27 protein-coding genes are annotated in these 26124 nt (G+C 63.6%); 8 read left to right on the forward strand and 19 right to left on the reverse strand.

Translation table 11 applies throughout. The annotated features are described in order from the left end of the window. Nucleotides 1-19: 19 nt before the first annotated feature. The 15 genes from pnp to CJ010_RS13555 form a co-directional block, all read right to left on the reverse strand. Nucleotides 20-2125 carry a polyribonucleotide nucleotidyltransferase gene (pnp, locus tag CJ010_RS13490; RefSeq protein ID WP_371415710.1) on the reverse strand — a complete coding sequence of 702 codons (2106 nt, stop codon included), beginning with the start codon at nucleotides 2123-2125 and terminating at the stop codon, nucleotides 20-22. A gap of 194 nt (nucleotides 2126-2319) precedes the next feature. Continuing rightward, nucleotides 2320-2589 carry a 30S ribosomal protein S15 gene (gene rpsO / locus CJ010_RS13495; protein ID WP_141018514.1) on the reverse strand — a complete coding sequence of 90 codons (270 nt, stop codon included), beginning with the start codon at nucleotides 2587-2589 and terminating at the stop codon, nucleotides 2320-2322. 97 nt (nucleotides 2590-2686) lie between these two features. Beyond that, nucleotides 2687-3592: a tRNA pseudouridine(55) synthase TruB gene (gene truB, locus CJ010_RS13500; RefSeq protein ID WP_205754784.1), complete on the reverse strand. Its 906-nt coding sequence runs from the start codon at nucleotides 3590-3592 to the stop codon at nucleotides 2687-2689. A 19-nt stretch (nucleotides 3593-3611) separates the two neighbouring features. Then, nucleotides 3612-3995 (reverse strand): 30S ribosome-binding factor RbfA, encoded by a 384-nt coding sequence (rbfA, locus tag CJ010_RS13505; RefSeq protein ID WP_141018516.1) that lies wholly within the window; start codon nucleotides 3993-3995, stop codon nucleotides 3612-3614. A gap of 3 nt (nucleotides 3996-3998) precedes the next feature. After that, complete coding sequence (gene infB, locus CJ010_RS13510; protein ID WP_141018517.1) at nucleotides 3999-6803, reverse strand: translation initiation factor IF-2; 2805 nt, start codon at nucleotides 6801-6803, stop codon at nucleotides 3999-4001. Nucleotides 6804-6816: 13 nt separating this feature from the next. Further along, nucleotides 6817-8292 (reverse strand): transcription termination factor NusA, encoded by a 1476-nt coding sequence (gene nusA, locus CJ010_RS13515; protein ID WP_141018518.1) that lies wholly within the window; start codon nucleotides 8290-8292, stop codon nucleotides 6817-6819. Nucleotides 8293-8319: 27 nt separating this feature from the next. Further along, complete coding sequence (rimP, locus tag CJ010_RS13520; RefSeq protein ID WP_141018519.1) at nucleotides 8320-8754, reverse strand: ribosome maturation factor RimP; 435 nt, start codon at nucleotides 8752-8754, stop codon at nucleotides 8320-8322. Nucleotides 8755-8764: 10 nt separating this feature from the next. Then, on the reverse strand, nucleotides 8765-8905 hold the full coding sequence (locus CJ010_RS25150; protein ID WP_168224949.1) for a hypothetical protein: 141 nt from the start codon (nucleotides 8903-8905) through the stop codon (nucleotides 8765-8767). Nucleotides 8906-9025: 120 nt separating this feature from the next. Beyond that, nucleotides 9026-9895 (reverse strand): 23S rRNA pseudouridine(2605) synthase RluB, encoded by an 870-nt coding sequence (rluB, locus tag CJ010_RS13525; protein WP_141018520.1) that lies wholly within the window; start codon nucleotides 9893-9895, stop codon nucleotides 9026-9028. 112 nt (nucleotides 9896-10007) lie between these two features. Continuing rightward, nucleotides 10008-10619, reverse strand: a complete 612-nt coding sequence (gene scpB, locus CJ010_RS13530; RefSeq protein WP_141018521.1) for an SMC-Scp complex subunit ScpB — start codon at nucleotides 10617-10619, stop codon at nucleotides 10008-10010. Continuing rightward, entirely contained in the window at nucleotides 10597-11427 is an 831-nt protein-coding gene (locus CJ010_RS13535; protein ID WP_141018522.1) for a ScpA family protein, read from the reverse strand. Before CJ010_RS13535 ends, scpB begins: the two co-directional genes overlap by 23 nt. 37 nt (nucleotides 11428-11464) lie before the next feature. Next, nucleotides 11465-12124 (reverse strand): site-2 protease family protein, encoded by a 660-nt coding sequence (locus CJ010_RS13540; protein ID WP_141018523.1) that lies wholly within the window; start codon nucleotides 12122-12124, stop codon nucleotides 11465-11467. A 46-nt stretch (nucleotides 12125-12170) separates the two neighbouring features. Then, a complete protein-coding gene (locus CJ010_RS13545) occupies nucleotides 12171-12803 on the reverse strand; it encodes an L-threonylcarbamoyladenylate synthase (RefSeq protein ID WP_141018524.1) in 633 nt (210 codons plus the stop codon). A gap of 15 nt (nucleotides 12804-12818) precedes the next feature. After that, entirely contained in the window at nucleotides 12819-13649 is an 831-nt protein-coding gene (locus CJ010_RS13550) for a 3',5'-nucleoside bisphosphate phosphatase (protein ID WP_240794359.1), read from the reverse strand. An 11-nt stretch (nucleotides 13650-13660) separates the two neighbouring features. Continuing rightward, nucleotides 13661-14440, reverse strand: coding sequence for an alpha/beta fold hydrolase (locus tag CJ010_RS13555; protein WP_371415666.1), 780 nt, complete (start codon nucleotides 14438-14440; stop codon nucleotides 13661-13663). A 233-nt stretch (nucleotides 14441-14673) separates the two neighbouring features. Here CJ010_RS13555 and CJ010_RS13560 point away from each other — a divergent pair, with 233 nt between their 5' ends. Together CJ010_RS13560 and CJ010_RS13565 are read left to right on the forward strand one after the other, a co-directional pair. After that, nucleotides 14674-14973: a DUF6156 family protein gene (locus CJ010_RS13560; RefSeq protein ID WP_141018527.1), complete on the forward strand. Its 300-nt coding sequence runs from the start codon at nucleotides 14674-14676 to the stop codon at nucleotides 14971-14973. Between the two features lie 482 nt (nucleotides 14974-15455). Then, entirely contained in the window at nucleotides 15456-16967 is a 1512-nt protein-coding gene (locus tag CJ010_RS13565) for an aldehyde dehydrogenase family protein (RefSeq protein ID WP_168224950.1), read from the forward strand. Between the two features lie 24 nt (nucleotides 16968-16991). Here CJ010_RS13565 and ylqF read toward each other — a convergent pair whose 3' ends face one another. Then, a complete protein-coding gene (gene ylqF / locus CJ010_RS13570) occupies nucleotides 16992-17903 on the reverse strand; it encodes a ribosome biogenesis GTPase YlqF (RefSeq protein WP_141018529.1) in 912 nt (303 codons plus the stop codon). A 280-nt stretch (nucleotides 17904-18183) separates the two neighbouring features. Here ylqF and CJ010_RS13575 point away from each other — a divergent pair, with 280 nt between their 5' ends. From CJ010_RS13575 to CJ010_RS13595, 5 genes are all read left to right on the forward strand, one after another. After that, nucleotides 18184-18393 carry a cold-shock protein gene (locus tag CJ010_RS13575; RefSeq protein ID WP_141018530.1) on the forward strand — a complete coding sequence of 70 codons (210 nt, stop codon included), beginning with the start codon at nucleotides 18184-18186 and terminating at the stop codon, nucleotides 18391-18393. Nucleotides 18394-18615: 222 nt separating this feature from the next. Continuing rightward, nucleotides 18616-20562, forward strand: a complete 1947-nt coding sequence (locus tag CJ010_RS13580) for a DEAD/DEAH box helicase (protein WP_141018531.1) — start codon at nucleotides 18616-18618, stop codon at nucleotides 20560-20562. Continuing rightward, nucleotides 20538-21188 carry a GDSL-type esterase/lipase family protein gene (locus CJ010_RS13585; RefSeq protein WP_240794360.1) on the forward strand — a complete coding sequence of 217 codons (651 nt, stop codon included), beginning with the start codon at nucleotides 20538-20540 and terminating at the stop codon, nucleotides 21186-21188. Before CJ010_RS13580 ends, CJ010_RS13585 begins: the two co-directional genes overlap by 25 nt. Nucleotides 21189-21191: 3 nt before the next feature. Beyond that, entirely contained in the window at nucleotides 21192-22178 is a 987-nt protein-coding gene (locus tag CJ010_RS13590) for a serine/threonine protein kinase (RefSeq protein ID WP_141018532.1), read from the forward strand. Nucleotides 22179-22254: 76 nt separating this feature from the next. Next, a complete protein-coding gene (locus CJ010_RS13595) occupies nucleotides 22255-23136 on the forward strand; it encodes an alpha/beta fold hydrolase (RefSeq protein ID WP_141018533.1) in 882 nt (293 codons plus the stop codon). A gap of 10 nt (nucleotides 23137-23146) precedes the next feature. On the opposite strand, the gene CJ010_RS13600 is transcribed toward CJ010_RS13595, so the two are convergent. From CJ010_RS13600 to CJ010_RS13610, 3 genes are all read right to left on the reverse strand, one after another. Continuing rightward, complete coding sequence (locus CJ010_RS13600; RefSeq protein WP_141018534.1) at nucleotides 23147-23698, reverse strand: YaeQ family protein; 552 nt, start codon at nucleotides 23696-23698, stop codon at nucleotides 23147-23149. 10 nt (nucleotides 23699-23708) lie between these two features. After that, entirely contained in the window at nucleotides 23709-24494 is a 786-nt protein-coding gene (locus CJ010_RS13605; RefSeq protein ID WP_141018535.1) for a hypothetical protein, read from the reverse strand. A gap of 134 nt (nucleotides 24495-24628) precedes the next feature. Beyond that, a complete protein-coding gene (locus CJ010_RS13610; protein ID WP_141020696.1) occupies nucleotides 24629-25126 on the reverse strand; it encodes an HAD domain-containing protein in 498 nt (165 codons plus the stop codon). Between the two features lie 214 nt (nucleotides 25127-25340). Here CJ010_RS13610 and fabI point away from each other — a divergent pair, with 214 nt between their 5' ends. Next, complete coding sequence (gene fabI / locus CJ010_RS13615; protein ID WP_141018536.1) at nucleotides 25341-26120, forward strand: enoyl-ACP reductase FabI; 780 nt, start codon at nucleotides 25341-25343, stop codon at nucleotides 26118-26120. Nucleotides 26121-26124: the final 4 nt, after the last annotated feature.

Raw genomic sequence — 26124 nt, forward strand, 5'->3', positions numbered from 1 at the left:
TCATTCAGCCCGGCAAGGCTCAGCCGGCGTTTTCGCCCAGCAGCGCCTTCATGCTCAGACGGATCTTGCCGCGCTCGTCGGTTTCCAGCACCTTCACGCGCACCGCCTGACCTTCCTTCACGTAGTCCGCGACGTTGTTCACGCGCTCGTTGGCGATCTGCGAAACGTGAAGCAAACCATCGCGACCCGGCAGGATATTCACGATGGCGCCGAAGTCCAGCAGGCGCACAACCGTACCTTCGTAAACCTTGCCGACCTCGACTTCTGCAGTGATGTCCTCGATGCGCGACTTCGCCTTCTGCGCACCTTCAGCGGACACGGACGAGATGGTGATGTTGCCATCGTCCTCGATCTCGATGACTGTGCCGGTCTCTTCCTGCAGCGCGCGAATCACCGCGCCGCCCTTGCCTATCACGTCGCGGATCTTCTCCGGGTTGATCTTCATGTTGATCATGCGCGGCGCGAATTCGGAGACCTCACCACGGTGGGCACCCAGCGAATCCTTCATCTGCTTGAGAATGTGCAGACGGCCCTCGCCGGCTTGCGCCAGTGCGACCTGCATGATCTCCTTCGTGATGCCCTGGATCTTGATGTCCATCTGCAGGGCCGTCACGCCGTTCTCGGTACCGGCAACCTTGAAGTCCATGTCGCCGAGATGATCCTCGTCGCCGAGGATGTCGGTCAGCACAGCAAAGCGGTTACCGTCCTTGATCAGACCCATGGCGATACCGGCGACGTGGTTCTTCATCGGCACGCCGGCATCCATCATCGCCAGCGAACCGCCGCACACCGAAGCCATGGAGCTGGAACCGTTCGATTCGGTGATCTCGGAAACCACGCGAATCGTGTAGCTGAACTCCTCGCCCTTCGGCAGCATCGCCACCAGGGCACGCTTCGCAAGGCGGCCGTGGCCGATCTCGCGGCGCTTGGTGACGCCGAAACGACCGGTCTCACCAGTGGAGAACGGCGGGAAGTTGTAATGGAGCAAGAAGCGCTCCTTGTACTCGCCGGCAATCGCGTCGATGATCTGCTCGTCACGCCCGGTGCCCAGCGTGGCCACGACCAGCGCCTGGGTTTCGCCACGGGTGAACAGCGCGGAGCCGTGGGTACGCGGCAGTACGCCGACACGGATGTCGATCGGGCGCACGGTGCGGGTATCACGGCCGTCGATACGCGGCTCGCCGTTGAGGATGCGGCTACGCACGATGCTCGATTCGAGATTGAAAAAGATGTCCTTGATCTCGTTTTCCGACGGCGCGTTGTCCACACCTTCGGTCAGGGCTGCGATGGTGCGCTTGCGGATTTCCGACAGGCGCTCCGAACGGGCCTGCTTGCTGGTGATGCGGAAGGCCTCCTCGGCATCGGCCCGGGCCAGTTCGTTGACGCGGGCGATCAGCGCTTCGTTAGGCGCCGGCGGCTGCCAGTTCCATTCAGGCTTGCCGGCGACTTCCACCAGCTCGTTGATCGCACGGATCGCAGTCTGCATCTGCTCATGGCCGAACACCACGGCGCCCAGCATGACCTGCTCGGACAGCTCGTCAGCCTCGGACTCGACCATCAGCACGGCAGCGGCGGTACCAGCAACCACCAGGTTAAGCTGGCTGGTCTTGACCTGTTCGGTCGTCGGATTGAGCAGGTACTGACCGTCCGCGTAGCCGACGCGGGCGGCACCGATCGGGCCATCGAAGGGGATGCCGGAAATCGCCAGCGCCGCGGAGGCGCCGATCATGGCCGGAATGTCGGCATCGACTTCCGGATTGAGCGACAGTACGGTGACGATGACCTGGACTTCGTTGTAGAAGCCTTCCGGGAAGAGCGGACGGATCGGGCGGTCGATCAGGCGGGACGTCAGGGTTTCCTTCTCGGTCGGACGACCTTCGCGCTTGAAGAAGCCACCGGGAATACGGCCGGCGGCGTAGAACTTCTCGACGTAGTCAACGGTAAGCGGGAAGAAGTCCTGACCCGGTTTGGCATCCTTGGCAGCGACCACGGTCGCGAGCACCACGGTGTCGTCCATGTTCACGATGACTGCGCCACCGGCCTGACGAGCGATTTCGCCGGTTTCGAGCGTAACGGTGTGTGCGCCGTAGGCGAAGGTTTTCTTGATAGCGGTAGGCAAGGGAATTCCTTTCTAGAAGAGTGCAGCGGACAACAACTGCAAAGGCGGCCACCGCAACGACAGCCGCCGGAACAGCAACGAACGATACAAACGACAAAGCCGGTGCGGCCCGTCGGGGGCTCGCACCGGCTTTGCTGGCTAGCCTTTGTTGACCGGCGTCGCGTCGTTCGTTGCCGCGTAACGCGTCACGGGCAGCCGTCTTACTTGCGCAGGCCCAGACGTTCGATCAGGCTGCGGTAGCTGTCAACGTTGCGACCCTTCAGGTAGTCGAGCAGCTTGCGACGCTGGCTTACCATCTTCAGCAGGCCGCGACGGGAGTGGTGATCCTTGGCGTTTGCCTTGAAGTGGTCAGTCAGACCGTTGATGCGGGCGGTAAGCAGCGCAACCTGAACTTCCGGGGAACCAGTGTCGCCTTGCGCGCGCTGGTAGTCGGTGACGATTTGCGCTTTGGTCGAGGTATCGAGAGCCATTGATGTCTTTACTCTATTCGTTCTGCCAATCAGAAGCGCAGGATTATACCCAACGCCAGGAAGTAAACTCAATTAAAAATATGCGCTTTGTTGCCAGTTACTGCATCTCGGCGGTCGCGATAAGGCGTTTCGGCCGCAAACTGCCGTCGGAATGCCACTCAGCAAGCCCAAGGAAGCGTCTGCCGCCGTAGATCCGCACCGTGCCGCAGCCACTCTGCGCGAGGCGCAAAGCCCTTCCTTGCAGGATACCTGCCGCGTCGGTCGGATCGAGATCGATCCGACCGAAATGCGCCACAAGCGCATCCACCGGTGCAAGCATGGCATCTCTCGCGTCGAACGCCACCTCCTCCACAGCGGCAAGCGTAACCGAACTCTCCACCGAGAACGCCCCGATTCCGGTCCGTCTCAGGGCATCAAGATGAGCACCGCAACCCAGTGCGGCACCGATATCCATCGCCAGGCTGCGGATATAGGTACCCTTGCTGCAACGCACCCGGATCACGAAGTGCTCACCACTGAATTCTCTCAGTTCGAGTTCGTGTATCACGACGCGGCGCGCTTCGCGCTCGAGTTCGATGCCCGCACGAGCGTACTCGTAGAGCGGCTTGCCGTCGCGCTTGAGCGCCGAGTGCATGGGCGGGATCTGGTCGATTTCGCCCACGAAACCGGCGAGCACCTCGCAGAGCCTGGCCCGATCGACATCGACCGCGGCGCGGCGCAGGATCTCACCCTCCGCGTCGCCGGTGTCAGTTTCGACACCCAGTCGTACACCGGCCTCGTAGGTCTTGTCCGCGTCCAGCAGAATCTGGGAGAACTTTGTCGCCTCGCCGAAGGTGAGCGGCAGCAATCCGCTCGCCATCGGATCCAGCGTCCCCGTATGACCCGCCTTGGCGGCGTTGAGCAGACGTCGCGCCGTCTGCAAGGCTGCGTTGCTGGTCAGGCCCTGGGGCTTGTCGAGCAAGAGCACGCCATCCACGATACGTCGCGGAATCTTGCGCTGCATGGAGGTCATTCCGCCGGAATCAGCTGGCGTCGTCTTCGCGATGACGGGCCTCGTCTTCGCGAACGGTTTCATCGATCAGACGGGAAAGCCGGCTCCCCTGCTCGACGGAACGGTCGTAATGGAAGTGCAGCTCGGGAATCGTGTGAATGCGCACCCGACGTCCGAGCTCCCGCCGCAGGAAACCGCTCGCACGGCGCAGCCCCTGCAGGATCTCCGGTACGCTCTCCTCGCCCGTCATCGAGGTGAAGAACACCTTGGCATGAGCGTAATCGGGCGTGATTTCAACGTCGGTCAAGGTGATGAACCCAACGCGCGGGTCCTTCACCTCCAACCGGATCAGCTCTGCCAGTTCGCGGCGGATCTGCTCCACCACGCGCTGGCTGCGGGAATATTCCTTAGGCATCGATTACAGGGTCCGTGCAACTTCCTTGATTTCGAAGACCTCGAGCTGATCGCCGACCTGGATGTCGTTGTAGTTCCTGAGCTGGAGACCACATTCGTAGCCGAACTTGACCTCCTTGACGTCATCCTTGAAGCGCTTGAGCGATTCGAGTTCGCCCGTCCACAGTACCGTATGGTTGCGGATGAGGCGCACCGAGGAACCACGCTTGACGAGACCTTCGAGCACGTAGCAGCCCGCGACCGAACCGACTTTCGAGATCGTGAATACCTGACGAATCTCCACCGTGCCGATGACCTCTTCGCGCTTCTCCGGGGCCAGCATGCCCGACAGCGCCGACTTCACCTCATCGACAGCGTCGTAGATGATGTTGTAGTAGCGGATATCGACGCCGAAGCTCTCGGCCAGCTTGCGCGCACCGGCATCGGCCCGGGTATTGAAACCGATGATGACGGCGCCCGAGGCCTGCGCCAGGTTGACATCCGACTCGCTGATCGCGCCGACCGCACCGTGGATGACGTTGACGCGGACTTCGTCGTTGGACAGCTTGGCCAGCGACTGCGCCAGCGCTTCCTGCGAACCCTGCACGTCAGCCTTGATGATGAGCGGCAGGCTCTTGACCTCGCCTTCGGCCATCTGCTCGAACATGCTCTCGAGTTTGGCGGCCTGCTGCTTCGCCAGCTTGACATCGCGGAACTTGCCTTGACGGAAGAGCGCAATTTCGCGTGCCTTCTTCTCGTCGCCAAGCACGATGGCTTCATCGCCGGCAGCCGGCACGTCCGACAAACCGAGGATTTCCACCGGAATCGACGGCCCGGCCTCATCGATCGATTTGCCGTTTTCGTCCAGCATCGCGCGGATGCGGCCGAAGGTGGCGCCGACGAGCAAGACGTCGCCCTTGTGCAGGGTACCGGACTGGACCAGCAAGGAAGCGACAGGACCACGCCCCTTATCCAGGCGCGCTTCGACAATCAGGCCCTTGGCCGGCGCCTCGACCGGCGCGGTGAGTTCCAGCACCTCGGCCTGCAGCAGCACTGCTTCGAGCAGTTCATCGACACCGACGCCGCTCTTCGCCGACACCGGCACGAACATGGTGTCGCCACCATACTCTTCCGGGATCACGCTTTCGCTGACGAGTTCCTGCTTGACACGTTCCGCGTTGGCTTCCGGCTTGTCGATCTTGGTGATCGCCACGACCATCGGCACACCGGCGGCCTTCGCATGGTGGATAGCCTCACGGGTCTGCGGCATCACGCCGTCGTCGGCAGCGCAGACGAGGATGACGATGTCGGTCGCCTTCGCTCCACGGGCACGCATCGCGGTAAATGCTTCGTGGCCCGGCGTATCAAGGAAGGTGATGACGCCACGCGGCGTCTCGACGTGATAAGCGCCGATGTGCTGGGTAATACCACCCGCCTCGCCCGCAGCCACCTTCGCCCGCCGGATGTAGTCGAGCAGCGAGGTCTTGCCGTGGTCGACGTGGCCCATGACCGTAACGACCGGAGCACGCGGCAGCACCTCGGCGTCCTTGTGCTCTTCCGTTTCCTCGAGGAAGGCATCCGGATCGTCCAGCTTGGCGGCCAGCGCCTTGTGACCCAGTTCCTCGACGACGATCATCGCGGTTTCCTGGTCCAGCACCTGATTGATGGTAACCATGCTGCCCATCTTCATCAGGGTCTTGATGACCTCGGTGGCCTTCACCGACATCTTGTGGGCGAGGTCGGCAACCGTGATGGTTTCGGGGACGTGCACTTCACGGATGATGGGCTCCGTCGGAGCCTGGAAGCTCTGGCGATCTTCCTGCTGGCGGCCATGACGACCACCGCCCTTCGCACCCCGCCAGGCATTGCCGGCAGCCGGACCGCCGACTTCGCCGCGGGTCTTGATGCCGCGACGTTTGGCACTTTCGTTCTCGCGTGTGCCGCGCTTGGCGTCCTTCGCCCCCTTGTCGTCGGCCTTGGCGGGACGGTGCAGCGTTCCCGAAGTACCTGCGGCAGGCTTGGTCGCAGCAGGCTTGGCCACTTCTTCCTTCTTCTGCTGCTCGGCACGCACACGAGCTTCCTCTTCGGCACGCCGTGCTTCGGCAGCGGCCTTCGCTGCGGCGTCACGCTGTTGACGTGCGCGCAGGTCTGCCTGCTGGCGTTCGACCAGTTCGCGATGACGACGAGCCTCGCGTTCGCGAGCGGCGATTTCCTCGTCGCTCAGCAGTTCGGTAATCGAGACCGGACGCGGGCGTGCAACCGGAGCAGGCGTCTTCGCCTGGGCGGATTCGGCATCTGCGGTTTCCGCGATTTCGGCAGCTGCTGCGACCTCTTCGACCGGCACAACCTCGACGACGGGCTCCGGTTCAGGCATGGGCGCCACCACTTCGGGTTCCGGTTCGGGTTGCGGCACCACCGGCTCGATCACCTCAGCCACGGGCTCAGGCACTGTCTCCACCACATCGTCTGCGGCGACAGTGAGTTCCTCTTCCACCGCGCCGCTCTCGGTAGCTGCGGCTTCCGTCAACAATTCGTCTCGTTTCACGAAAGTGCGTTTCTTGCGCACTTCCACCTGGACGGTACGTGCACGGCCGGTCGAATCGGTCGCCCGAATTTCGGTAGTCTGCTTGCGCGTGAGGGTAATCTTGCCCTTGGGCTCGGCACCACCATGCGCACGGCGCAGGTATTCGAGCAATCGGGCCTTGTCCTGTTCGGTCAGCAGATCTGCCGCACTGGTCTTGTCGACCCCAGCGCGCTTCAACTGCTCGAGCAGCGCCGTCGCCGGCATTTTCAGTTCGCCGGCAAACTGGGTCACGCTCATTTGTTCCATCAATGCCCTCCCGTCATTCTTCGAACCAGTGGGCGCGAGCAACAGAAATCAGCGCCTTGGCTTGTTCCTCGTCCAACCCGGCCATGTCGACCAGTTCGTCGACCGCAAGGTCGGCAAGATCGTCCCGGGTACGAATGCCCTTGCCCGCCAGCGTGGCGGCGAGGGACTTGTCCATGCCCTCAAGGCCGAGAAGATCGTCGGCAACGTTTTCGAGTTGCTCCTCGGTGACGATGGCTTCGGTCAACAGGACATTGCGTGCGCGATTGCGCAGTTCGGTCACGGTGTCCTCGTCGAATGCTTCAATCTCCAGCATTTCGGCGAGCGGCACGTAGGCGATTTCTTCCAGCGAGGAGAAACCTTCGTCGATCAGGATGTCGGCAACTTCCTCGTCCACATCGAGCTTGGCCATGAACAGGCTGCGGATGCCCGCCTTCTCCTGCTCGGACTTCTCGGCCGACTCCTGCTCGCTCATCAGGTTGATCGTCCAGCCGGTGAGTTCCGACGCCAGCTTGACGTTCTGCCCGTTACGGCCGATAGCGATGGCGAGGTTGTTTTCGTCGACCACAACGTCCATCGCGTGCGCCTCTTCATCAACGACGATGGAAACGACTTCGGCCGGCTGCAGCGCGGCAATCACGAACTGGGCAGGATCGGCCGCCCATACGATGATGTCGATCTGTTCGCCGCCGATCTCGTTGCGCACCGCGGTCACGCGCGAACCACGCAAGCCGACGCAGGTGCCGATAGGATCGATGCGCTGGTCGTTGGACTTGACCGCGATCTTGGCACGCAGACCGGGGTCGCGGGCGCAGGCCTTGATCTCGAGCAGGCCGTCTTCGATTTCCGGCACTTCGAGCTCGAAGAGCTTCATCAGAAACTCGGGCGCGGTACGCGACAGAATCAGTTGCGGCCCGCGGGCGCCGCGATCGATCTTGAGCAGATAGGCCTTGACGCGATCACCGACGCGCAGGTTCTCGCGCGGGATCTGTTGGTCGCGCGGCAACACCGCTTCCAGGCGTCCCACCTCGATGATCGCGTTACCGCGTTCCATGCGCTTGATCGAACCCGAAACGAGGAATTCCTTGCGATCGAGGAAGTCGTTGAGAACCTGTTCGCGCTCGGCGTCGCGAATGCGCTGCAGGATGACCTGCTTGGCAGCCTGCGCGCCGATTCGGCCAAAATCGATAGGCTCGAGCGGCTCCTCGATGTATTCCCCAAGCTCGATCTTGGGATCGACCTCGCGCGCATCGATGATGCCCATCTCGGCTTCGTCGTTCGTCACCTCTTCGTCGGGCATGACAACCCAGCGACGGAAGGACTCGTAATCGCCGGTATCGCGATCGATCGAAACCCGCACATCGGCTTCGTCGTGAATACGTTTCTTGGTCGCGGAGGCAAGCGCCGACTCAAGGGCGCCGAACACGATATCCTTGGCGACGTTCTTTTCGCGCGCCAGTGCATCCACAAGCAGCAGAATCTCGCGGCTCATTTCAGGAAAACCTCCACATCCAGAGTCTCAAAATTTGGGAACAAGGCGTGCCTTTTCGATTTCTTCAAACGGGGCAAGCAACTCCCCCTTATCTGTGTGCAGGACAATGGCACCGTCACGGACACCCTCGATCACACCGACAAAATTGCGTTGATTACCGATCGGCAGCGTGAGGCGCAACTGGATCTCGTGGCCGGCAAAGCGTTCGAAATCAGCGAACTTCTTCAGTGGGCGATCGAGACCGGGCGACGACACTTCGAGGCGGTCGTAATCGACATTCTCGACTTCGAACACCCGGGTTAGCTGGTTGCTGACTGTCGCGCAATCATCGACCGTGACACCGCGCTCGATGTCGATAAACACCCGCAGTAGCCTGGCCTTCGGCGAAAGTTCGAAATCCACCAACTCGAACCCCAGGCCGCTTACCACCTGCTCTACCAGCTTTTCGACGCTTGTCTGCATACCCACTTACTCACCCGCCTTCACGCAACCGCCAATCCCACGCCACAAATAAAAAATGGGCGAAACGCCCATTTCCTGTTGTCCACAACCGGAGCGACAGCCCGCCGCTGCATTCCCCCGCACCACGCCAGTCGAGCACCTTTTTGCTCATGGCATTTCGCTTGAAGAATCGACGCCTGTCAAAGCCTTTGAAGTATAGCGCTAAAACGCGTAGCCGGGCAAACCGCCGATCAAATCAGCAATTGGCCCGGCAGCGTCGGGGGTGCAGCCCTCAGCGTTCGCGCGGCGTGGTGTGATGCAGCTTGGGTGGCTTCTTGGCGCGGTTGTCGCCCTGCTGAACCTGCGGCGGCGGAAGGCCCGCAAGCGCGCAAGCATCGGCTTCCGGCATTTCCATCCACATACCGCGCTTGAGCCTTGCGGGTAGCTCGACCGAGCCGTAGCGCACCCGCATCAACCGGCTCACCGTCAGGCCGACGGCCTCGAACATGCGCCGCACCTCGCGGTTCCGACCTTCGGACAGGGTCACCCGATACCAGTGATTGACCCCTTCACCTCCAGCATCCGACAGGGACAGAAAGCGCGCAGGCCCGTCTTCCAGTTGGATGCCGTCGGTCAGCGATTGTGCCTGCTCGTCCGTCAGCGCGCCAAGCAGCCGGACGGCATACTCGCGCGTCAATTCGTAGCGCGGGTGCATCAAGCGATTGGCCAGGTCGCCGTCATTCGTAAACAACAGCAGACCGGACGTATTGAAATCGAGACGACCGACTGCCAGCCAACGCCCTTTGCGCAGCAGCGGGAGGCGCTCGAACACTGTTGGACGGCCTTCGGGATCGTCGCGGGAGACGATCTCGCCTTCCGGCTTGTGATAGATCAGCACGCGCGGCGAGCGCTGCGCAAAACGCAGGGGAATCAGCTTGCCGTTGAGCTTGACCCGATCACCCGGGCCGATCTTCTGACCCAGCGACGCCGGCAGGCCGTTTACCGAAATCCGTCCGGCGATGACCAGTTCCTCGATCTCCCGCCGAGATGCCACGCCGGCCTGAGCGAGCACCTTCTGCAGACGCTCGGGCTCGGTGAAGGTAGGCGCCGGCTGGCGGTCGCCAGCCGGTCTGCGCGGCCTTGGCGAACGCGTTGCGCCCATGCTTTCCGGACTGCCGAGCGCTGAACGGTGCGCATCGGGGCGCGACGGCGAACGATCGTCGCCGTGCGCTCCGCTGCGGCGCTCGCGCCCGTGGGCCTCGGCATTGCCACCCTCAGGCGTCGGGGTCTTCTTCTTCAGGGGCGGCCGCAGCGGCCGCTTCGATTTGTGAGGTGTCGACAAGGTCCATGATCCTTTCGATTTCGGCCAGCGCGGGCAACTCTGTCAGGCTGCGCAAGCCCATGTCGTCAAGGAAGCGCCGCGTGGTTGCGAAAAGCGCCGGGCGCCCCGGCGTATCGCGATGGCCGACGATGTCGACCCAACCACGCGCTTCCAGTGTTTTCAATACGTTGGCGGACACCGCCACGCCCCGAATGTCTTCGATGTCGCCGCGCGTAACCGGTTGACGATAGGCAATGATCGCCAGCGTTTCCATCACCGCACGCGAATAGCGCGGCGGTTTTTCCTCCTTCAGCCGGTCGAGGTAGACCTGGCATTCCGGGCGGGTCTGAAACCGCCATCCGCTCGCCAGGAGAACGAGTTCCACGCCGCGCTGCGCGGCCTCCCACTCGCTGCGCAGCTCATCCAGCAACCGTCGCACCAGATCGGGCCCCGGATCGTCGTCGAACAGCCGCCGCAAACTCGCGACCGGCAGCGGAGCCGGTGCGGCCAGCAAGGCGGCCTCGATGATCCGCTTGTAGTGCTCAGGCGTCGTCCCGTGATCCATCTGCGAGCTTCACGTATATCGGTGCAAACGCTTCGTTCTGCGTCACTTCGACAAGTTTTTCCTTGACCAGCTCGAGCACGGCAAGGAAGGAAACCACCAGTCCGGCGGCACCGAGTTCGGCGTCGAACAGCGTATCGAAGACCACGAAGACACCATCCGACAATTTGCGCAGGATGGCGGTCATGTGTTCGCGGACCGAAAGCTGTTCGCGGCCGACGCGATGGTGCTGAGTCAGCCGCGCCTTCTTCATGATCCGCAACCAGGCAAGCTGCAGATCATGCAGACTGACCTCCGGCAGACGCTCGACGACTTTCTCTGCGACGAAAACCCCGACCCATTCGTAATCCCGCTCGGCTCGCGGCAGCAGATCGAGGCGCGCAGCGGCAAGCTTCATCTGCTCGTACTCGAGAAGCCGACGCACCAGTTCGGCACGCGGATCTTCTTCCGTTTCACTTTCACGCGGCGGACGCGGCAACAGAATGCGCGACTTGATCTCGAGCAGCATCGCCGCCATCAGCAGATACTCCGCGGCCAGCTCCAGGTTGCTCGCCCGCATCGCCTCGACATAGTCGAGGTATTGGGCGGTGAGCGGCGCCATCGGAATGTCCAGCACATTCACGTTGGCTTTGCGGATCAGATAGAGCAGCAAATCCAGCGGCCCTTCGAATGCCTCCAGAAAGACCTGTAGCGCGTCGGGCGGAATATACAGGTCTTTGGGCAATTCGAGCAGCGGTTCGCCATACAGCCGTGCGACCGATTCGAGCGCGCCCAATTCCTCGACCGGTGCGAGTTCCAGCGGCAGGTTCATAAGTTGCCAGTACTGTCGAGCATCATTGCCGGCGGGTTCACAGCCCCATCAGTGCGGCGAGCAGGAAGCGGAAGCCCGCGATGAAAGGCCACAGGACGCTGCCGAGCAAGCCTGTGAACAGCAAGATCAGCAGGATGGGAAAGCCGAACGGTTCGAGCCGCGCGTACTGCCACGCCAGTCTGTTGGGCAGCAGGCTCACGGCGATCCGGCCGCCGTCCAGCGGCGGAATGGGCAGCAGGTTCAACACCATCAGTACGGTGTTGATCTGCATGCCGGCGTCCGCCATCTTCATCATCGGCAAGGTATAAACGCTCCCCGGCAGACTCAATGCCAATTTGAAGACGATCGCCCAGCCGATGGCCATCAGCAGGTTCACGAAAGGCCCTGCCGCGGCAACCCACAGCATGTCCGCCTTTGGCTTGCGCAGGCGGCCGAAATTGACTGGTACCGGCTTGGCCCATCCGAACAGGATGCCGCCGCCGGCGAACAGGGTGCTTGCCGCCAGGATGGCTGCTGGCACCAGCAGGGTACCGACAGGATCGATGTGCTTGAGTGGATTGAGCGTGATCCGCCCGGCCTGATCGGCGGTCGGATCGCCGAAATGGCGTGCCACATAGCCGTGCGCTGCCTCGTGCAGAGTGATGGCGAGCAGCACGGGCAACGCCCAGATGGCCAGGGTGGGAATCAACGAATCCATGGAGCGGATGACTCAAAGGCCGGCATCTTAACAGAGGCGCGCATGCTCACTCGGCTTCCAGTCCAAACGGCGCGAGATCCCCCCGCCCTACCCTGATCAGCACCGGCGCACCGGTTGTCAGATCGATCACGGTGGTCGCTTCAGGCCCACAGAACCCGGCTTCGATGACGAGATCGACCTGTTTCTCCAGCCGGTCCCGAATGTCCTCCGCGTCCGTGAGCGGAAGATCCTCGCCGGGCAGCAACAGGGTCGACGACAGCAGAGGCTCGTCGAGCTCGGCCAGCAGCGCAGAGACGACCGCATGCTCCGGGATGCGTAAGCCTATGGTCTTGCGCTTGGGATGCAACACCCGCCGCGGCAGCTCGCGCGTACCTTCCAGGATGAAGGTGTAGGGGCCGGGCGTCGTCGCCTTCAACAGGCGGTACTGGCTGTTGTCGACCCGTGCATAGGTGGCGATTTCGGAGAGGTCGCGGCACATCAGGGTGAACTGATGGCGTTCGTCCACGCCACGTATGCGTCGGATCCGCTCGAGAAGACCGGCATCGCCGGTATGTCCGCCAAGCGCATAAGCAGAATCGGTCGGAAAGACGATCAGGCCACCGCCGCGGATGATCTCCGCCGCCTGGCGGATCAGGCGGGGCTGGGGTTGCTCCGGGTGCAGCGAAAAGAACTGGGCCATTGTGTTGTTGTCGATTCAGAGCAGCCGGGACCATACCGGCAAAAGATCGGAAGGCAAAGGATTGCAGCGGCCGAGATCGACCGGACTCTCATTTTCGCCATGAAAATCGGACGCCCGCGACGCAAGCAAGCCGCGCGAACGCGCCACCGTGGCGAAGCGCCGCATCTCGTCGTCGGTGTGCGCACCGGAAACGACCTCGACCGCCTCACCTCCGGCCGCCATGAAACGATCGAACAAGGCGTCCATGTTGGCGGAAGAGAGCCGGTAGCGGGCCGGATGCGCAACTACGGCAATGCCACCGGCTGCACGTATCCAGCCGACTGCATCTTCCAGCGCTGCCCATTCATGCTCGACGAAACCAGGCTTGCCCCGTACGAGGTAGTGATCGAACACCGTCTTGACGTCAGGCATCACCCCGATCGCAACCAGATGGCGGGCGAAATGGGCGCGACTGACCAAAGCCGGATTGCGGGCGAAACGGCGCGCCCCTTCCAGCACATTGACGAAACCTATGCCCTCCAGGCCAGTTGCCATCTTGCGGGCACGCAGATCGCGGCCACTGCGGACCAACTCCAGCCCGGCCCGCAGCCCCGGGGCATCGACGTCGACGCCGAGCCCGACGATGTGGATGGTCTCCCCGGCGAACGACACCGAGATCTCGACGCCGGCCACGAAGCGCATGCCGAGTGCGGTCGCTGTCTCACGTGCCAAGGCGATACCGCCGAGCTCGTCGTGGTCGGTAAGCGCAAGCAGTTCGACCCCGTTCGCGTGCGCACGCCGGACCACCGCATCCGGCTCCAGCCAGCCGTCGGATACGGTGGAATGACAATGCAGGTCCACGTTCATCGTTTGAATGCTCATATCGACGTCGACCGTGTATCCCGCAAAAAATCCTCGATGATCGCCGCAATCCGTTCCGGCTGATCGTGATGCAGGTTGTGCCCGGCATCGGCAACACTCACCAGCTGGAGATCGCGGAAACAGGCCTTGGCGGCCGCATCTACCTCGTCGCTGATACCAACACGCCGGCGCAACTCGGGCTCCGCGGGCTCCACCCAGAGGACCCGGCCGGTGATCCGCCGCCAGCAAGCCTCGGACTCGGCGCGGCGATAGAGCACCGGGTTGATGCGCCTATGGTTGGGATCGCCGGCGAACCGCACGGCCCCGCTTTCCGTGTGCTCGCCGAGCTGCCTGGCCAGCCAGGCAGCTCGGGTCGGATCAAGCCGTGGATTCTCGCGCTGCAGACGCGCCGCGAGAGCGTCGAAATCCGGATACTCGCGCGACACGCCCGGACGGCCGAGCTCATCGAGCCACTTCTCGTAGCGCCCCGGCGCCTCCTCCGGCGCGCGGTCCAGCAGGCCGAATGCGTCCAGCGCAATGACACGGCCTACCCGGGCGGGACGGACACCGGCATACAGGCAGGCCACGTTGCCACCCATGCTGTGACCGATCAGCGTGACCGCCTCGCCCGCTTGTTCGACTTCGAGAATCGCGTCGAGATCGGCGAGGTAGTCGGGAAACCAGTACGCATCCCCCTGCCGGTCCGATCGCCCGAAGCCCCGCCAGTCCGGTGCGATGACGTGCCAGTCTTGTGCGAAGGCATCGACGACAAACTGAAACGAGGCGGATGCGTCCATCCACCCATGGAGCATGAAAAGCTTGGGCGCCCCTGCCTCCCCCCACTCGCGAAGGTGATAGCTCAGACCGCGTACGTCGATGAATCGGCTTCGTGATGGTTTCATGGCGCGATGATAACAAAGCGGCACGCATGCATCCCGGCCAGGTCCCGCAGGGTACATGGACACCCTTCATGCCGAGTGACAGCTGTGCGATGATCCGCCCGGTCTATAACCACATTCAGGAAATGGTCATGAGCACGACAAGCCAAGGCACCTGCCGTCATTTCGTCACTTACAGCGGCGTCAAGCTGCCATTCAAGCTGGTCAATGAACTGGGCGACAACGAACTGGGCAACCGCAATACGTACTTCCGCGGCTACTTCGACGCGGACGGCCGGCTGAGCGGCTTCGACAAACTGGTTTACGGCGAGATCGAGCTGTCGCACCGCTACACTTATCACGACAACGGCAAGCTGCTGCGCGCCGAGATCACCGATGCGGATGAAGAACTCACCGTGCTCGATTTCGACGAGGCCGGCCAGCCCGCCTGAGCTTTCCGCCGGCGGATGGTCGCTACGGACCACCCGACGACGTAGCGCGCTATCATCGAAAGCAGCCCCCATGCTCGCCCGCCACGTCGCCGATGCAATCCCCATCCACGCCCCCCCTGCCCCAAACCCCTCCGACGACGGCAGCAGCCAACGTCACGGTCGGCGAATTGCGCCGCTGTCCGACCTGCAATCGCTGGGGAGGTGCGCGCAGGCTGGGGGCGGATGGGGAAACGGTCGAACTCGACCCGGCTCAGCCGCGCGGCCCCTGCCGGGAAGGGCCGTGGCACGGATCCTTGCGTGGTCCGCGCAATGCCTGCGGGCAATGGCTGCAATGGCAGGAAATAGGCAAGCCGCTGACTGCCACCCCACAGCCGGCTGTACCTCCGCTCGATCCACGGCAGGCTTTTGGTGCGAATCACTCTCAGCGAACAAATCGCGAACTCTGCGAGTCCACCGCGTATCCGCCAAACGGGAGTGCGGCCGTGGACGTCGATACCCTCTTGGCCCGGCTCGGGCTCGCAACCGAAAAGCTGCACAGCGGCGACTTCGTTGTTCGCACGCCGATCACCGGCGCCCCCCTTGTCCGCCTGCAGGCAACGCGCAGCGTCGAAGCGGAAGCGGCGATCGCACGAGCGTCCCACGCCTATCTGTACTGGCGCACGGTCCCTGCCCCGGTCCGCGGCACCCTCGTCCGCCGTTATGCCGACACCTTGCACAAGCACAAGACTCAGCTCGCCGAGCTCATTACGCTGGAGAGCGGCAAGATCCACGAGGAAGCGCTCGGCGAAGTACAGGAGATGATCGACATCTGCGAATTCGCCGCCGGACTGTCCCGCCAATTACATGGCCTGACAATCACCAGCGAGCGGCCGGGTCACCGCATCCAGGAACTCTGGCATCCGGCAGGCGTGGTGGGCATCATCTCCGCCTTCAACTTCCCGGCGGCCGTCTGGGCCTGGAACGCGGCGCTGGCGTGGGTCTGCGGCGACACGGTGGTGTGGAAGCCTTCTGAGCGAACACCGCTGACTGCGCTTGCCTGCGCCAGCCTGTTCTCCGACACCTGCGCCAGCCAGGGGGATGTCTGCGAGGGTCTGCTCGAAGTCCTGGTCGGTGGGCGTAGTCTCGCCGAGCTTCTCGCGACCGACAAACGCATTGCCGTGCTGTCGGCAACCGGCTCCTGCGAGATGGGCCAGGCGATCGCACCGGTCGTCGCCCGCCGCATGGGCAAGGCCATACTCGAGCTTGGCGGCAACAACGCGGCGATCGTCACGCCCAGCGCCGACCTCGCGCTGACCGAACGTGCAGTGCTGTTCGGCGCGGTCGGCACGGCCGGCCAACGCTGCACCAGCCTGCGCCGCCTCATTGTTCACGACGCGATCCACGATACGTTGCGCGACCGGCTTCGCGCGGCATGGCAGCGGGTGAAAGTCGGCAACCCCTTGCTTCCCGGTGTATTGGTCGGTCCGCTGATCGACCAGCGTGCCGACGATGCCATGTCGACCGCACTCCTTGCAGCCGAAGCCGCAGGTGGCATCGTTTGGGGCGGGGAAACGGTCGCCGTCGAAGGGTGCAGCGGGGCTTACTACCGCCGCCCCGCCCTGGTGGAAATGCCTGCTCAGACCGACATCATGATGCGCGAGACCTTTGCGCCCATCCTGTATCTGCTGCGCTACCGTGATCTCCGCGAGGCCATCACCCTCAACAATGCCGTACCGCAAGGCCTGGCATCGGCCATCTTCACCCGCGACCTCGCAGAGGCGGAGTTGTTCATGTCGGCTGCCGGAAGCGACTGCGGCATCGTCAACGTAAATACCGGCCCGTCCGGTGCGGAAATCGGCGGCGCCTTCGGCGGCGAAAAGGATAGCGGCGGCGGCCGCGAAGCGGGCTCGGATGCCTGGAAGGCCTACATGCGGCGGACTACGTGCACGGTCAACGCATCCGGCAGCTTGCCGCTCGCACAGGGCATCAGTTTCGGGCTGGAGACACAGGACTAACAAATAAGAAGCGAAGAATGCCCCTCATTCCAGCTCGGGTTCGTCCACATCCGCACTGTCGTCGCGCTGCTCGGCCTTCGCAGTCGCCAGCATCGCTTCCCGGCTGTCGGGCGTTTCCAGGCTGATCCTGCCGAGCGTCCCGCTACGGTAATCGTTCAGCAGGATGTGTGCCGCCTTCTCCAGGTCCAGTCCGCCGCCCTTGACGCGACATCCACGTCTGAGTCCGACCGCCTCTACCAGCGCGGGACCATCCATACCGCCAGGATCGAGCTTGTAGCGCGCAGCCAGCAGGTCCGGGTAGCGGACGATCAGGATTTCGCCGAGAAAGGCGGCGACCTCCTCGTCTATTACCGCATTGCGGCCGATGGCGTGACTCGCCGCCAGCATGTAGCCGTCGGAATCGTGCTCGATCTTCGGCCACATCAGCCCCGGCGTGTCCGTCAAGGTCATGCCGGGCCCCAGATCCAGTGTCTGCAACTGCTTGGTGACGGCCGGCTCGTCGCCCACCGCAGCCACCTTGCGCTTGAGCAGTGCGTTCATGATGGTCGACTTGCCGACGTTGGGAATGCCCATGATCATCATCCGCAGCGGCTTGGTGCCGTCGTCGCGATGCGGCGCCAGCGTGCGACACAGACCGGGAATGCGTGCCACGTCGGCCGACTTCTTGGCCGAAATGGCGACAGCCCTGACGCCGGGCTGGCGATTGTAGAAATCCATCCAGGCCTTGGTGGCCGCCGGATCGGCGAGATCGACCTTGTTCAACAACTTCAGGCACGGGCGATTACGGAAGCGCCGCAATTCGCCGATCATCGGATTGCTGCTCGCTTCGGGCAGGCGGGCATCGGTCACTTCGATCACCACATCGATCGCTGCCAGCATTTCGGCCGCCTTCTTGCGGGCCGAATTCATATGACCGGGAAACCACTGGATGGGCATTTCTTATCCTGGAAAAAACAGGCTGCGCATTATCCCACTGCTGAAGCAGGCAGCCACGCGAAATCGGCTGCGACAAATAAATTACCCGCACGGTCGGAAACCGTGTATTGTGACGTTCGCAGTCGATTCAAGCAGTGGTTGTCCTTGTGGTGTCTTCTCCGCGTGTTCGCTCCGCGAAACCTTCCGGTTCCGAACCCATCCGGTCTGATTCCCTCGATACGTTTCTTGATCGTTCCTGCATTTCGGGCAAACGCCTAACTTTTATTTTTGGAACGCATAAATGAGCACTCAAACCGGTACCGTCAAGTGGTTCAACGACGCCAAGGGCTTCGGCTTCATCACCCCGGAAAACGGCGGCGACGACCTCTTCGCCCACTTCTCTGAAATCCAGAGCAACGGCTTCAAGTCCCTCGCTGAAAACCAGCGCGTGGAATTCGAAGTGAAGTCGGGCCCCAAGGGTCTGCAAGCGGCGAAGATTCGCCCGCTCTGATCGGCTCCTGCCGTATCGCGAAAAACGCGGCCTTGTGCCGCGTTTTTTCTTTTCCGGCCGGCACGCGCACCCCGCTCCCCTGCTCGGGGACACCGGCGCAGCCAGCGCCTGCTGCCGCGATTTCGCATTTCCCGACTCGTCGTCCATACTTCAGCGTCGTACGTCTTTCCCCCGCCGGGCGCCCGCCCGGGCGGCCGTACTGCCTTGCCAGGCCTTTCCGACATGACCGATCCGATCGCCACCTTTGCCGACCTCAACCTGCCCCCTGCACTGCTGCAGGCGCTTGCCGACGTCGGCTACGAAACCCCTTCGCCCATCCAGGCCGCGTGTATTCCACAGCTGCTTGACGGTCACGACATCCTTGGTGAAGCGCAGACCGGCACCGGCAAGACTGCGGCGTTCGCCTTGCCCATGCTGGCTCGCCTGGACCTCGCCAAACGCAATCCGCAGGTGCTGGTGCTGACGCCAACCCGCGAACTCGCGATCCAGGTTGCAGAGGCCTTCCAGAAGTACGCTCATCATCTGCGCGACTTTCATGTGCTGCCGCTCTACGGCGGCCAGAGCATGGTGGTGCAGCTGCGCCAGCTGTCACGCGGTGCCCAGGTCATCGTCGGCACCCCTGGCCGGGTCATGGACCACCTGGAGCGCGGCAGTCTCAAGCTGGACGGACTGTCCGCCCTGGTGCTGGACGAGGCCGACGAGATGCTGCGCATGGGCTTCATCGAAGACGTCGAATGGATCCTCGAGCACACGCCGCCGGAGCGCCAGACCGCGCTGTTTTCCGCAACCATGCCGGATGCGATCCGACGCGTGGCGCACCAGCACCTGCGCGAACCTAAGGAAGTGAAGATCCGGGCCGCGACCAGCACGGTGTCGGCGATCAGCCAGCGCTACTGGCTGGTGCGCGGCGTCGACAAGCTCGACGCCCTCACGCGCATCCTCGACGCCGAGGAAAAGCTCGATGCGGCCATCGTCTTCGTACGCACCAAGACGGCAACGACCGAGCTCGCGGACAAGCTCGAAGCCCGCGGCTACGCCGCGGCCGCACTCAACGGCGACATGACCCAGGGCCTGCGCGAGCGTGTTATCGAGCAGCTGAAGAACGGCTCGCTGGACATCGTCGTCGCCACCGACGTCGCAGCGCGCGGCATCGACGTACCGCGCATCAGTCACGTCATCAACTACGACATCCCCTACGACACCGAAGCCTACGTACACCGTATCGGCCGCACCGGACGCGCCGGCCGCGAAGGTAGCGCCATCCTCTTCGTCGCGCCGCGCGAGAGCCGTATGCTGAAGGCGATCGAACGCGCTACGCGCCAGCCCATCGAAGCTATCGCGCTGCCCAGCCGCGAAGCTGTCGCCGGCCGGCGGGTCGCCCAGTTCAAGCAGTTGGTGCTCGACACCCTGCAACAGGAAGACCTGGGCTTCTTCATGGACGTGGTGAACGGACTGGCGGAGGAGCATGAACTCGACGCACACGAAATCGCCGCGGCGCTGACCTATCTCGCCCAGCGCGACAAACCTCTGCAAGTCGAAGAAAGCGGCCGTGGCTGGGACGTGGCAACGGCACCGACGGAGCGCGAACGTCGCCCCGCCCGCGAAACGCAACGGGACAACACCTGGAGCGAGCGTCCCGAACGTGCACCGCGCCCCAACCGTGACGAGATCCTCAACCGTCGGCGTGCCTTCGCCGACGGCGCCCTGGTGCGCTACCGCATAGACGTGGGTCGCAGCCAGGGTGCCACGCCCAAGGAAATCGTTGGTGCAATCGCAAACGAAGGCGGCATCGAGGGCAAGTACATCGGACAGATCCACCTGTTCGACGACTACAGCACGGTCGAACTGCCTGCCAGCCTGCCAGGCGAACTCCTCGGTCTGCTCAAGCGCACCCGCGTGCGCCAGTGCTCACTCAACATCCGCCCCCTGACTGAAGCCGAGGCAAACGCGCAACCACCGCGCCGCGGTCCGCAACGTGACAGCCAGCGTCCCGAGGCCGGCAGGCGCCACCCCACCGAAGAACGCAAGGAATGGGGGCAAAAGCGCACGACACCCAGCCAGCCCCAGGAGCGTAGCGAGCAAGGCGCCAAGCCGGCACGTTTCGGCACGGGCAAGCCTCATCCCGACAAAGGTTCAGACAAGCCTTGGAAGCGCAAGGAAAAACGCTGATGCGAGCTTGGCTGGCGATCCTTGCTCTGCTGTTCCTGACCGCCTGCGGCAACGATCGACCGAAATTCTCCCCGTTGCCTGCAGGCACCGCCGTCCTTGCCTTCGGTGACAGCGTCACCTGGGGCACCGGCGCTGCGCCGGGCGAGGACTACCCGACCCAGCTTGCGGCGCTGAGCGGCTGGCAGATCGCCAATGCGGGCATTCCCGGCGATCTCGCAGAGACCGCCAGGCACCGGATCGACGAGGCGCTTGCCGAGCACGCCCCGCGTCTGGTGCTGGTCGAACTCGGTGGCAACGATTTTCTGCGGCGACGGGCCGAAGGTGAAGTGACAGAGGACTTGCGAGCCATCCTCCGTGCGATCCGCGACGCCGGTGTGCAACCGGTGCTGGTTGCCGTTCCGGCCTTTTCACCCATCGGTGCGGCGACCGGCAATCTGAAGGATGCAGCGCTCTATCGCAGACTCGCACAGGAAGAGAACGTGCCGCTCATCGAGACGGTATTTGCCGACGTGCTGTCCGAATCCACGCTTCGGGCCGACCCCATCCACCCGAACGCCAGCGGCTACCGCCGCTTGGCCGAAGGTATTGCCAAAGCGCTACAAGGCCACGGTTTGCTGGGGCGCTGAACGATGACTGCTCCGTTTTCCATCCTGACACCGGATGTGGTGCTGGACGCACTCGAAAGCGTGGGTCTTGCACCGGACGGGCGCCTGCTCGCCCTCAACAGCTACGAGAACCGCGTCTATCAGGTCGGCATCGACGATGCGCCCATGCGGGTGGTCAAGTTCTACCGCCCGGCGCGCTGGAGCGATGCGGCCATCCTCGAGGAGCATGCGTTTACCGCCGAACTCGCCGAACGGGAGATTCCCGTCGCGGCACCGATCGCGCACGCCGGAACGACCTTGCATCACTTCGGCGAGCTCCGTTTCGCCGTGTTTCCCCGGCTCGGCGGCCGCGCTCCCGAGCTGTCCGACCCTGCCACGCTGGAACGCCTCGGCCGCTTCATCGGCCGCATCCATGCCGTCGGGGCCACCCGCGCCTTCGCCGTCCGGCCCGACCTCGACATCGCCAGCTTCGGCGAAGAGCCACGCGCCTGGCTGCTCAAACACGATTTCATTCCGCCCGACCTGCTCACCGCCTGGCGCACCACGGTCGATCAGGCACTGGACGGCGTTCGACGCGCCTTCGACCGTGCCGGTGACTTTGCCACCCTCCGGCTGCACGGCGATTGCCACATGGGCAACGTGCTCTGGCTGCCCGGCGACGGCGGCGGGCCACAGTTCGTCGATTTCGACGATGCGCGCAGCGGCCCGGCGGTGCAGGACCTGTGGATGCTGCTGTCAGGCGAACGCCCCGAGATGGCCAGCCAACTCGCCGATATCCTTGCCGGCTACGAAGACTTCTGCGAGTTCTCTGCGCGCGAGCTGCATCTGATCGAGGCGCTGCGTACCCTGCGCCTGATCCACTACTCCGCCTGGCTTGCGCGCCGCTGGGACGACCCGGCCTTCCCCTCCGCGTTTCCCTGGTTCAACACCCAACGCTACTGGCAGGACCGCGTGCTCGAACTGCGCGAGCAGATCGCCCTCATGGACGAAGCGCCGCTCTGGCCCGCGTGATCAGGCGCGACCAGCCACGCCGCAGCCCCGGCATGACGGGTTAAACTCGACGGCATCACGCGGACATGCCCTATTCATGCAACTCCAGGCCTGGTATCACTCCTGCTCCGCCGGCTTCACGCTGCGCGGCGAACACTCCCTGCCTTCGGGCAAGCCAGTCATCCATTTCGTGCACGGCAACGGCTATTGCGGGCGCACCTATGAACCGATGCTGGCGCGGCTCTCACACGACTTCGACCTCTTTCTGAGCGATGTGCAAGGCCATGGCGACAGCGACCACGGTGGCCGCTTCCATGGCTGGAACCGCACGGCCGAACTGGCGCTGGAAGCGTGGCGGGCCCGCGGCAGGATCTTCGGCAACGTGCCGGTTTTCGCCGTCGGCCACAGTTTCGGCGGCGTCATCACCAGCCTGATGCTGGCGCGTGCGCCGCAGGCGTTCTCGCGCGCAGTCCTGCTCGATCCTGTGCTGTTCACGCCGGCGATGATAGGTTTGATGGCCCTGTCGGATGTCGTCGGCCTCTACTCGCGCAACGCGCTCGCCCAACGCGCCCGCAAGCGACGCCATCACTGGCCGGACCGCCGCTCCGCCTATGCGGCCCTGAGCGAACGCGGCATGTTCAAGGGTTGGCGCGAGGAGGCGCTTTGGGCCTATGTCAATCACGCCCTGCGCGATGCGGCCAACGGTGGCGTCGAACTGAAATGCCGGCCCGCACGCGAAGCCGAGATTTTCAGCTCCTACCCGCGCCGGCTGTGGGCTTCGCTCGCCCGCGTCGTGACCCCGACGCAGGTGCTGCGCGGAGAAGGCAGCTATCCCTTCGCAGCCAAGGGGATCGCACGCTGGTGCGTCGAAAACCCCCATGTGAGCCAGGCAGCACTTCCCGGAGGACACTGCTTCATGCAGGAAGACCCGGCGACCGCTGCGGCCGCAATCCGCAGCTTCCTCCTTGCCGGCGGCTGAAGCACGCCGCTCAAGCGGCGTTCGACTTGCCTTTCCAGACCACCGGTTCGACCTGGACCGTGTCCTGCCCGTTGGTCACCCAAACCTGCCCATCCTGGATAGTAAACTGGAGCCGCATCGTGCGCCCGGTCAGCCTGGCAAGATCGGGGGCGGCCTCCGGCGGAATGTTGAGCACCGTGAGCCGCTCCTGGCGGGCAAGCTTGTCGCGCACGCCATTCCACCAGATGTCCGACGCACGCCCATAACTCAGCACCACGACTTCGGCCGCGCGTCCGCAAGCCTTGCGTATCCACTTCTCGTCCGGCTGACCGACGTCTATCCAGCGGTCGATCGCACCGGTCAGATCCTTCTGCCACAGGTCCGGCTCGTCCTCCACGCACAGCCCCTTGCCGAAGGCGAGCGCCGGATCGGCATAGAGCGCATAGGCGAGTAGGCGCACCATCATTCTTTCGTCGGTCTCGGAAGGATGTCGCGCCAACGTCACGGCGTAGTCGCCGTAGTGGCTGCGATCCATGTCGGCGATCTGCAGATCCGCCTTGTATACCGTTGCTTTCAGTGCCATGTCGCCGTGCTCAGTGGACCGTTGCCGTCGGGCGGCCGGCCCGCTGCCACGAGATGACCGCCTGGCTGGCATGAGCCATCACGATGTCGCGCCGATCGACCGGAAGCTCGCGTCCCAGCGCCGTGAACAAGGCCTGCGTCGCCTCTTGCCCGATGTCGTCGGTCGCCAGACCTTCCGCCAGACAACGGATCTGGATGTGCGCGAGTGCGTCGGCCGCCAGTCGCCAGCCCGCCACCGGCATGTCGCGGACCAGGGCAAGCAGCTGCGATCCTAGCTCGGCAGCAAGCCTGAGCGCTTCGTCACGCCCCTCTGCCGCAATCGCCGAATGCCACAGGGCCAGGTGTATGCCGCGGCGCAACTCGACCTTGAAGTCGATCGCATTCTCCTCGGCAGCCGACAGCGCCTCGAACTGCTGCAGGAAACGGGCATCGGCCTCGGCCGACAGTCCGGTACGCAGAGCGCCGATCAGCTCGGTCAGACCGGGAATCGCAACCAGGCCGAAAGCGCGCGTCCAGGCAAGCCCCCACTGATCCATCCCGGTCAACAACATGGCCAGACGCAGGGCCCGGGCGCTGTCGCCGTCTGCCGCCAGAGCCCAGTTGCCGAGTGCCTGCTGCAACTCCGCGACGCCCTCCCGGCGCGCGTCGTCGCCTGCTTCGACCGACAGGCGAAAGACTCGCGCGAACGCGTCCTGCGCCATCCGCGAAGCCTGGCGTTGGATGTCCGGGCTGGCCAGTGCGGCCAGTGGATCGGCCGGGATGGCCGGCAGCGCATTCTCGGAAGACGGGGAGGACATGAAGGAATCCCAAAATGCGGCATTGTGCCCAGCAGGCACCGTTCGGGCAATCCGCGGGACAACGGCGGGCACGTCACACAGCCATCGCCGTCACCGGCGGTCTACATGCTACGACCGGCCGGCGATGCAGCGGCTCAGGCCCAGCGCAGCATCGAGCGTGGCCGTGCGTTGTCCGGCAGACCTTCGCGGAAGCCGCTGAGCATGCGACGCAGGGCTTCCGCATCCTCCTCGATGAAGCCGCGCTTGAAGTCGGTCAAAACAAGGCGGGAGCGAGTCAGCCAGTTGCCCGGCGCATCGTCGAGCGCGCACCAAGGCGCGGTTTCGATATCCGGCTCGTGCTGGGCGAGCCACAGCATCGCCTCGCGTTCCCGCAGACCATGCAGTTCGGTCCCGTGCTTGGGCAGCATGTGCGGGGTAACGCCAGCAACTTTCGGACGCACATCCTCCGAGAAACGGCTGACCAGCTTCGATAATGAAAACAGCATGCGCCAGTCGGACGCGATCACGATGCGCGCCTCGTCAAAATCACGCACTACCGATTCGATCAGGGGCAGGCAACGGAAATCCTCGACCTCGCCCCACGGATGGGTAACGCCATCGAAATCCATGAAGATGTAGGCAGTACGGGTCATTGCTTGCTCATTGCTGTAAACCGGAGAAACCCCGGACTCCGAGGGTTCATTGATGCTGCATTGCAGAATATACTTCAAACCATCGTCCTGGCTGCAATACGGTGCATGCCTTTTTGCGCCGGCAAACCAGGATCTTCCTTCAATCGTCATCCCGCCGTGATGCAATGCCACGGCACCAGCAAATCAACGACCAACAAGAAACCGGAGCTCCGTAATGACACCGATCATCAATCTCGAAGGCAAAGTCGGCCTGATCACCGGCATCGCAAACGAAAAATCGATCTCGACCGGCGTTGCCGAAGCCTGCGCCCAGGCCGGCGCCAAGCTCATCATCACCTACCAGAACGAGAAAACCCGCGCCTTCATCGAACCGATCATCAATCGCCTCGGCATCACCGACGTCTTCCTGCTCGATGTCACCCAGCCCGAGACCCTGGACACCGCTTTTGCCGAGATCGAGGCACGTTACGGAAAGCTGGACTTCGCCGTGCACAGCATGGCCTTCGCCAAGCGCGACGACCTCCACGGCCGCGTCGTCGACACCTCGTCTGACGGCTTCGCGCTTGCGATGGACGTCTCCACCCACTCCTTCGTCCGCCTCGCGCGCAAGGCCGAACCGCTGATGGAAAAGGCTGGCGGTGGCGCCCTGGTGACAATGACCTATCTCGGCTCGGAAAAAGTCATTCCCAACTACGGCGTGATGGGTCTGTGCAAGGCGGCGCTGGAAGCCGCCACCCGTTACATGGCTGCCGAACTCGGTGGCAAGAACATCCGTGTGAACGCCGTGTCTCCCGGCCCCCTGATGACCCGTGCCGCTTCCGGCATCGCCGGCTTCGACGGTTTGATGGCCGCTGCGGTCGAACGCTCCCCCATGCACAGCCTGGTAACCCCGGAAGACATCGGCGCCCTCACCGCCTTCCTGGTTTCCGACGCCGGACGCCTGATTTCCGGCGGCGTGCACTTCGTGGACGCCGGCTACAACGTCATGGGCTGATCGC

The organism is Azoarcus sp. DD4, from assembly GCF_006496635.1.
Lineage (GTDB): Bacteria > Pseudomonadota > Gammaproteobacteria > Burkholderiales > Rhodocyclaceae > Azoarcus.

What these genes read in the sequence shown, in the direction of transcription:
- rpsO (WP_141018514.1), bottom strand. Translation starts at nt 2,589, where the DNA reads ATGGCTCTCGATACCTCGACCAAAGCGCAAATCGTCACCGACTACCAG.
- truB (WP_205754784.1), bottom strand. Translation starts at nt 3,592, where the DNA reads ATGCAGCGCAAGATTCCGCGACGTATCGTGGATGGCGTGCTCTTGCTC.
- rbfA (WP_141018516.1), bottom strand. Translation starts at nt 3,995, where the DNA reads ATGCCTAAGGAATATTCCCGCAGCCAGCGCGTGGTGGAGCAGATCCGC.
- infB (WP_141018517.1), bottom strand. Translation starts at nt 6,803, where the DNA reads ATGGAACAAATGAGCGTGACCCAGTTTGCCGGCGAACTGAAAATGCCG.
- nusA (WP_141018518.1), bottom strand. Translation starts at nt 8,292, where the DNA reads ATGAGCCGCGAGATTCTGCTGCTTGTGGATGCACTGGCGCGCGAAAAG.
- rimP (WP_141018519.1), bottom strand. Translation starts at nt 8,754, where the DNA reads ATGCAGACAAGCGTCGAAAAGCTGGTAGAGCAGGTGGTAAGCGGCCTG.
- CJ010_RS25150 (WP_168224949.1), bottom strand. Translation starts at nt 8,905, where the DNA reads ATGAGCAAAAAGGTGCTCGACTGGCGTGGTGCGGGGGAATGCAGCGGC.
- rluB (WP_141018520.1), bottom strand. Translation starts at nt 9,895, where the DNA reads ATGGGCGCAACGCGTTCGCCAAGGCCGCGCAGACCGGCTGGCGACCGC.
- scpB (WP_141018521.1), bottom strand. Translation starts at nt 10,619, where the DNA reads ATGGATCACGGGACGACGCCTGAGCACTACAAGCGGATCATCGAGGCC.
- CJ010_RS13535 (WP_141018522.1), bottom strand. Translation starts at nt 11,427, where the DNA reads ATGAACCTGCCGCTGGAACTCGCACCGGTCGAGGAATTGGGCGCGCTC.
- CJ010_RS13540 (WP_141018523.1), bottom strand. Translation starts at nt 12,124, where the DNA reads ATGGATTCGTTGATTCCCACCCTGGCCATCTGGGCGTTGCCCGTGCTG.
- CJ010_RS13545 (WP_141018524.1), bottom strand. Translation starts at nt 12,803, where the DNA reads ATGGCCCAGTTCTTTTCGCTGCACCCGGAGCAACCCCAGCCCCGCCTG.
- CJ010_RS13550 (WP_240794359.1), bottom strand. Translation starts at nt 13,649, where the DNA reads ATGAACGTGGACCTGCATTGTCATTCCACCGTATCCGACGGCTGGCTG.
- CJ010_RS13555 (WP_371415666.1), bottom strand. Translation starts at nt 14,440, where the DNA reads ATGGACGCATCCGCCTCGTTTCAGTTTGTCGTCGATGCCTTCGCACAA.
- CJ010_RS13560 (WP_141018527.1), top strand. Translation starts at nt 14,674, where the DNA reads ATGAGCACGACAAGCCAAGGCACCTGCCGTCATTTCGTCACTTACAGC.
- ylqF (WP_141018529.1), bottom strand. Translation starts at nt 17,903, where the DNA reads ATGCCCATCCAGTGGTTTCCCGGTCATATGAATTCGGCCCGCAAGAAG.
- CJ010_RS13575 (WP_141018530.1), top strand. Translation starts at nt 18,184, where the DNA reads ATGAGCACTCAAACCGGTACCGTCAAGTGGTTCAACGACGCCAAGGGC.
- CJ010_RS13580 (WP_141018531.1), top strand. Translation starts at nt 18,616, where the DNA reads ATGACCGATCCGATCGCCACCTTTGCCGACCTCAACCTGCCCCCTGCA.
- CJ010_RS13590 (WP_141018532.1), top strand. Translation starts at nt 21,192, where the DNA reads ATGACTGCTCCGTTTTCCATCCTGACACCGGATGTGGTGCTGGACGCA.
- CJ010_RS13595 (WP_141018533.1), top strand. Translation starts at nt 22,255, where the DNA reads ATGCAACTCCAGGCCTGGTATCACTCCTGCTCCGCCGGCTTCACGCTG.
- CJ010_RS13600 (WP_141018534.1), bottom strand. Translation starts at nt 23,698, where the DNA reads ATGGCACTGAAAGCAACGGTATACAAGGCGGATCTGCAGATCGCCGAC.
- CJ010_RS13605 (WP_141018535.1), bottom strand. Translation starts at nt 24,494, where the DNA reads ATGTCCTCCCCGTCTTCCGAGAATGCGCTGCCGGCCATCCCGGCCGAT.
- CJ010_RS13610 (WP_141020696.1), bottom strand. Translation starts at nt 25,126, where the DNA reads ATGACCCGTACTGCCTACATCTTCATGGATTTCGATGGCGTTACCCAT.
- fabI (WP_141018536.1), top strand. Translation starts at nt 25,341, where the DNA reads ATGACACCGATCATCAATCTCGAAGGCAAAGTCGGCCTGATCACCGGC.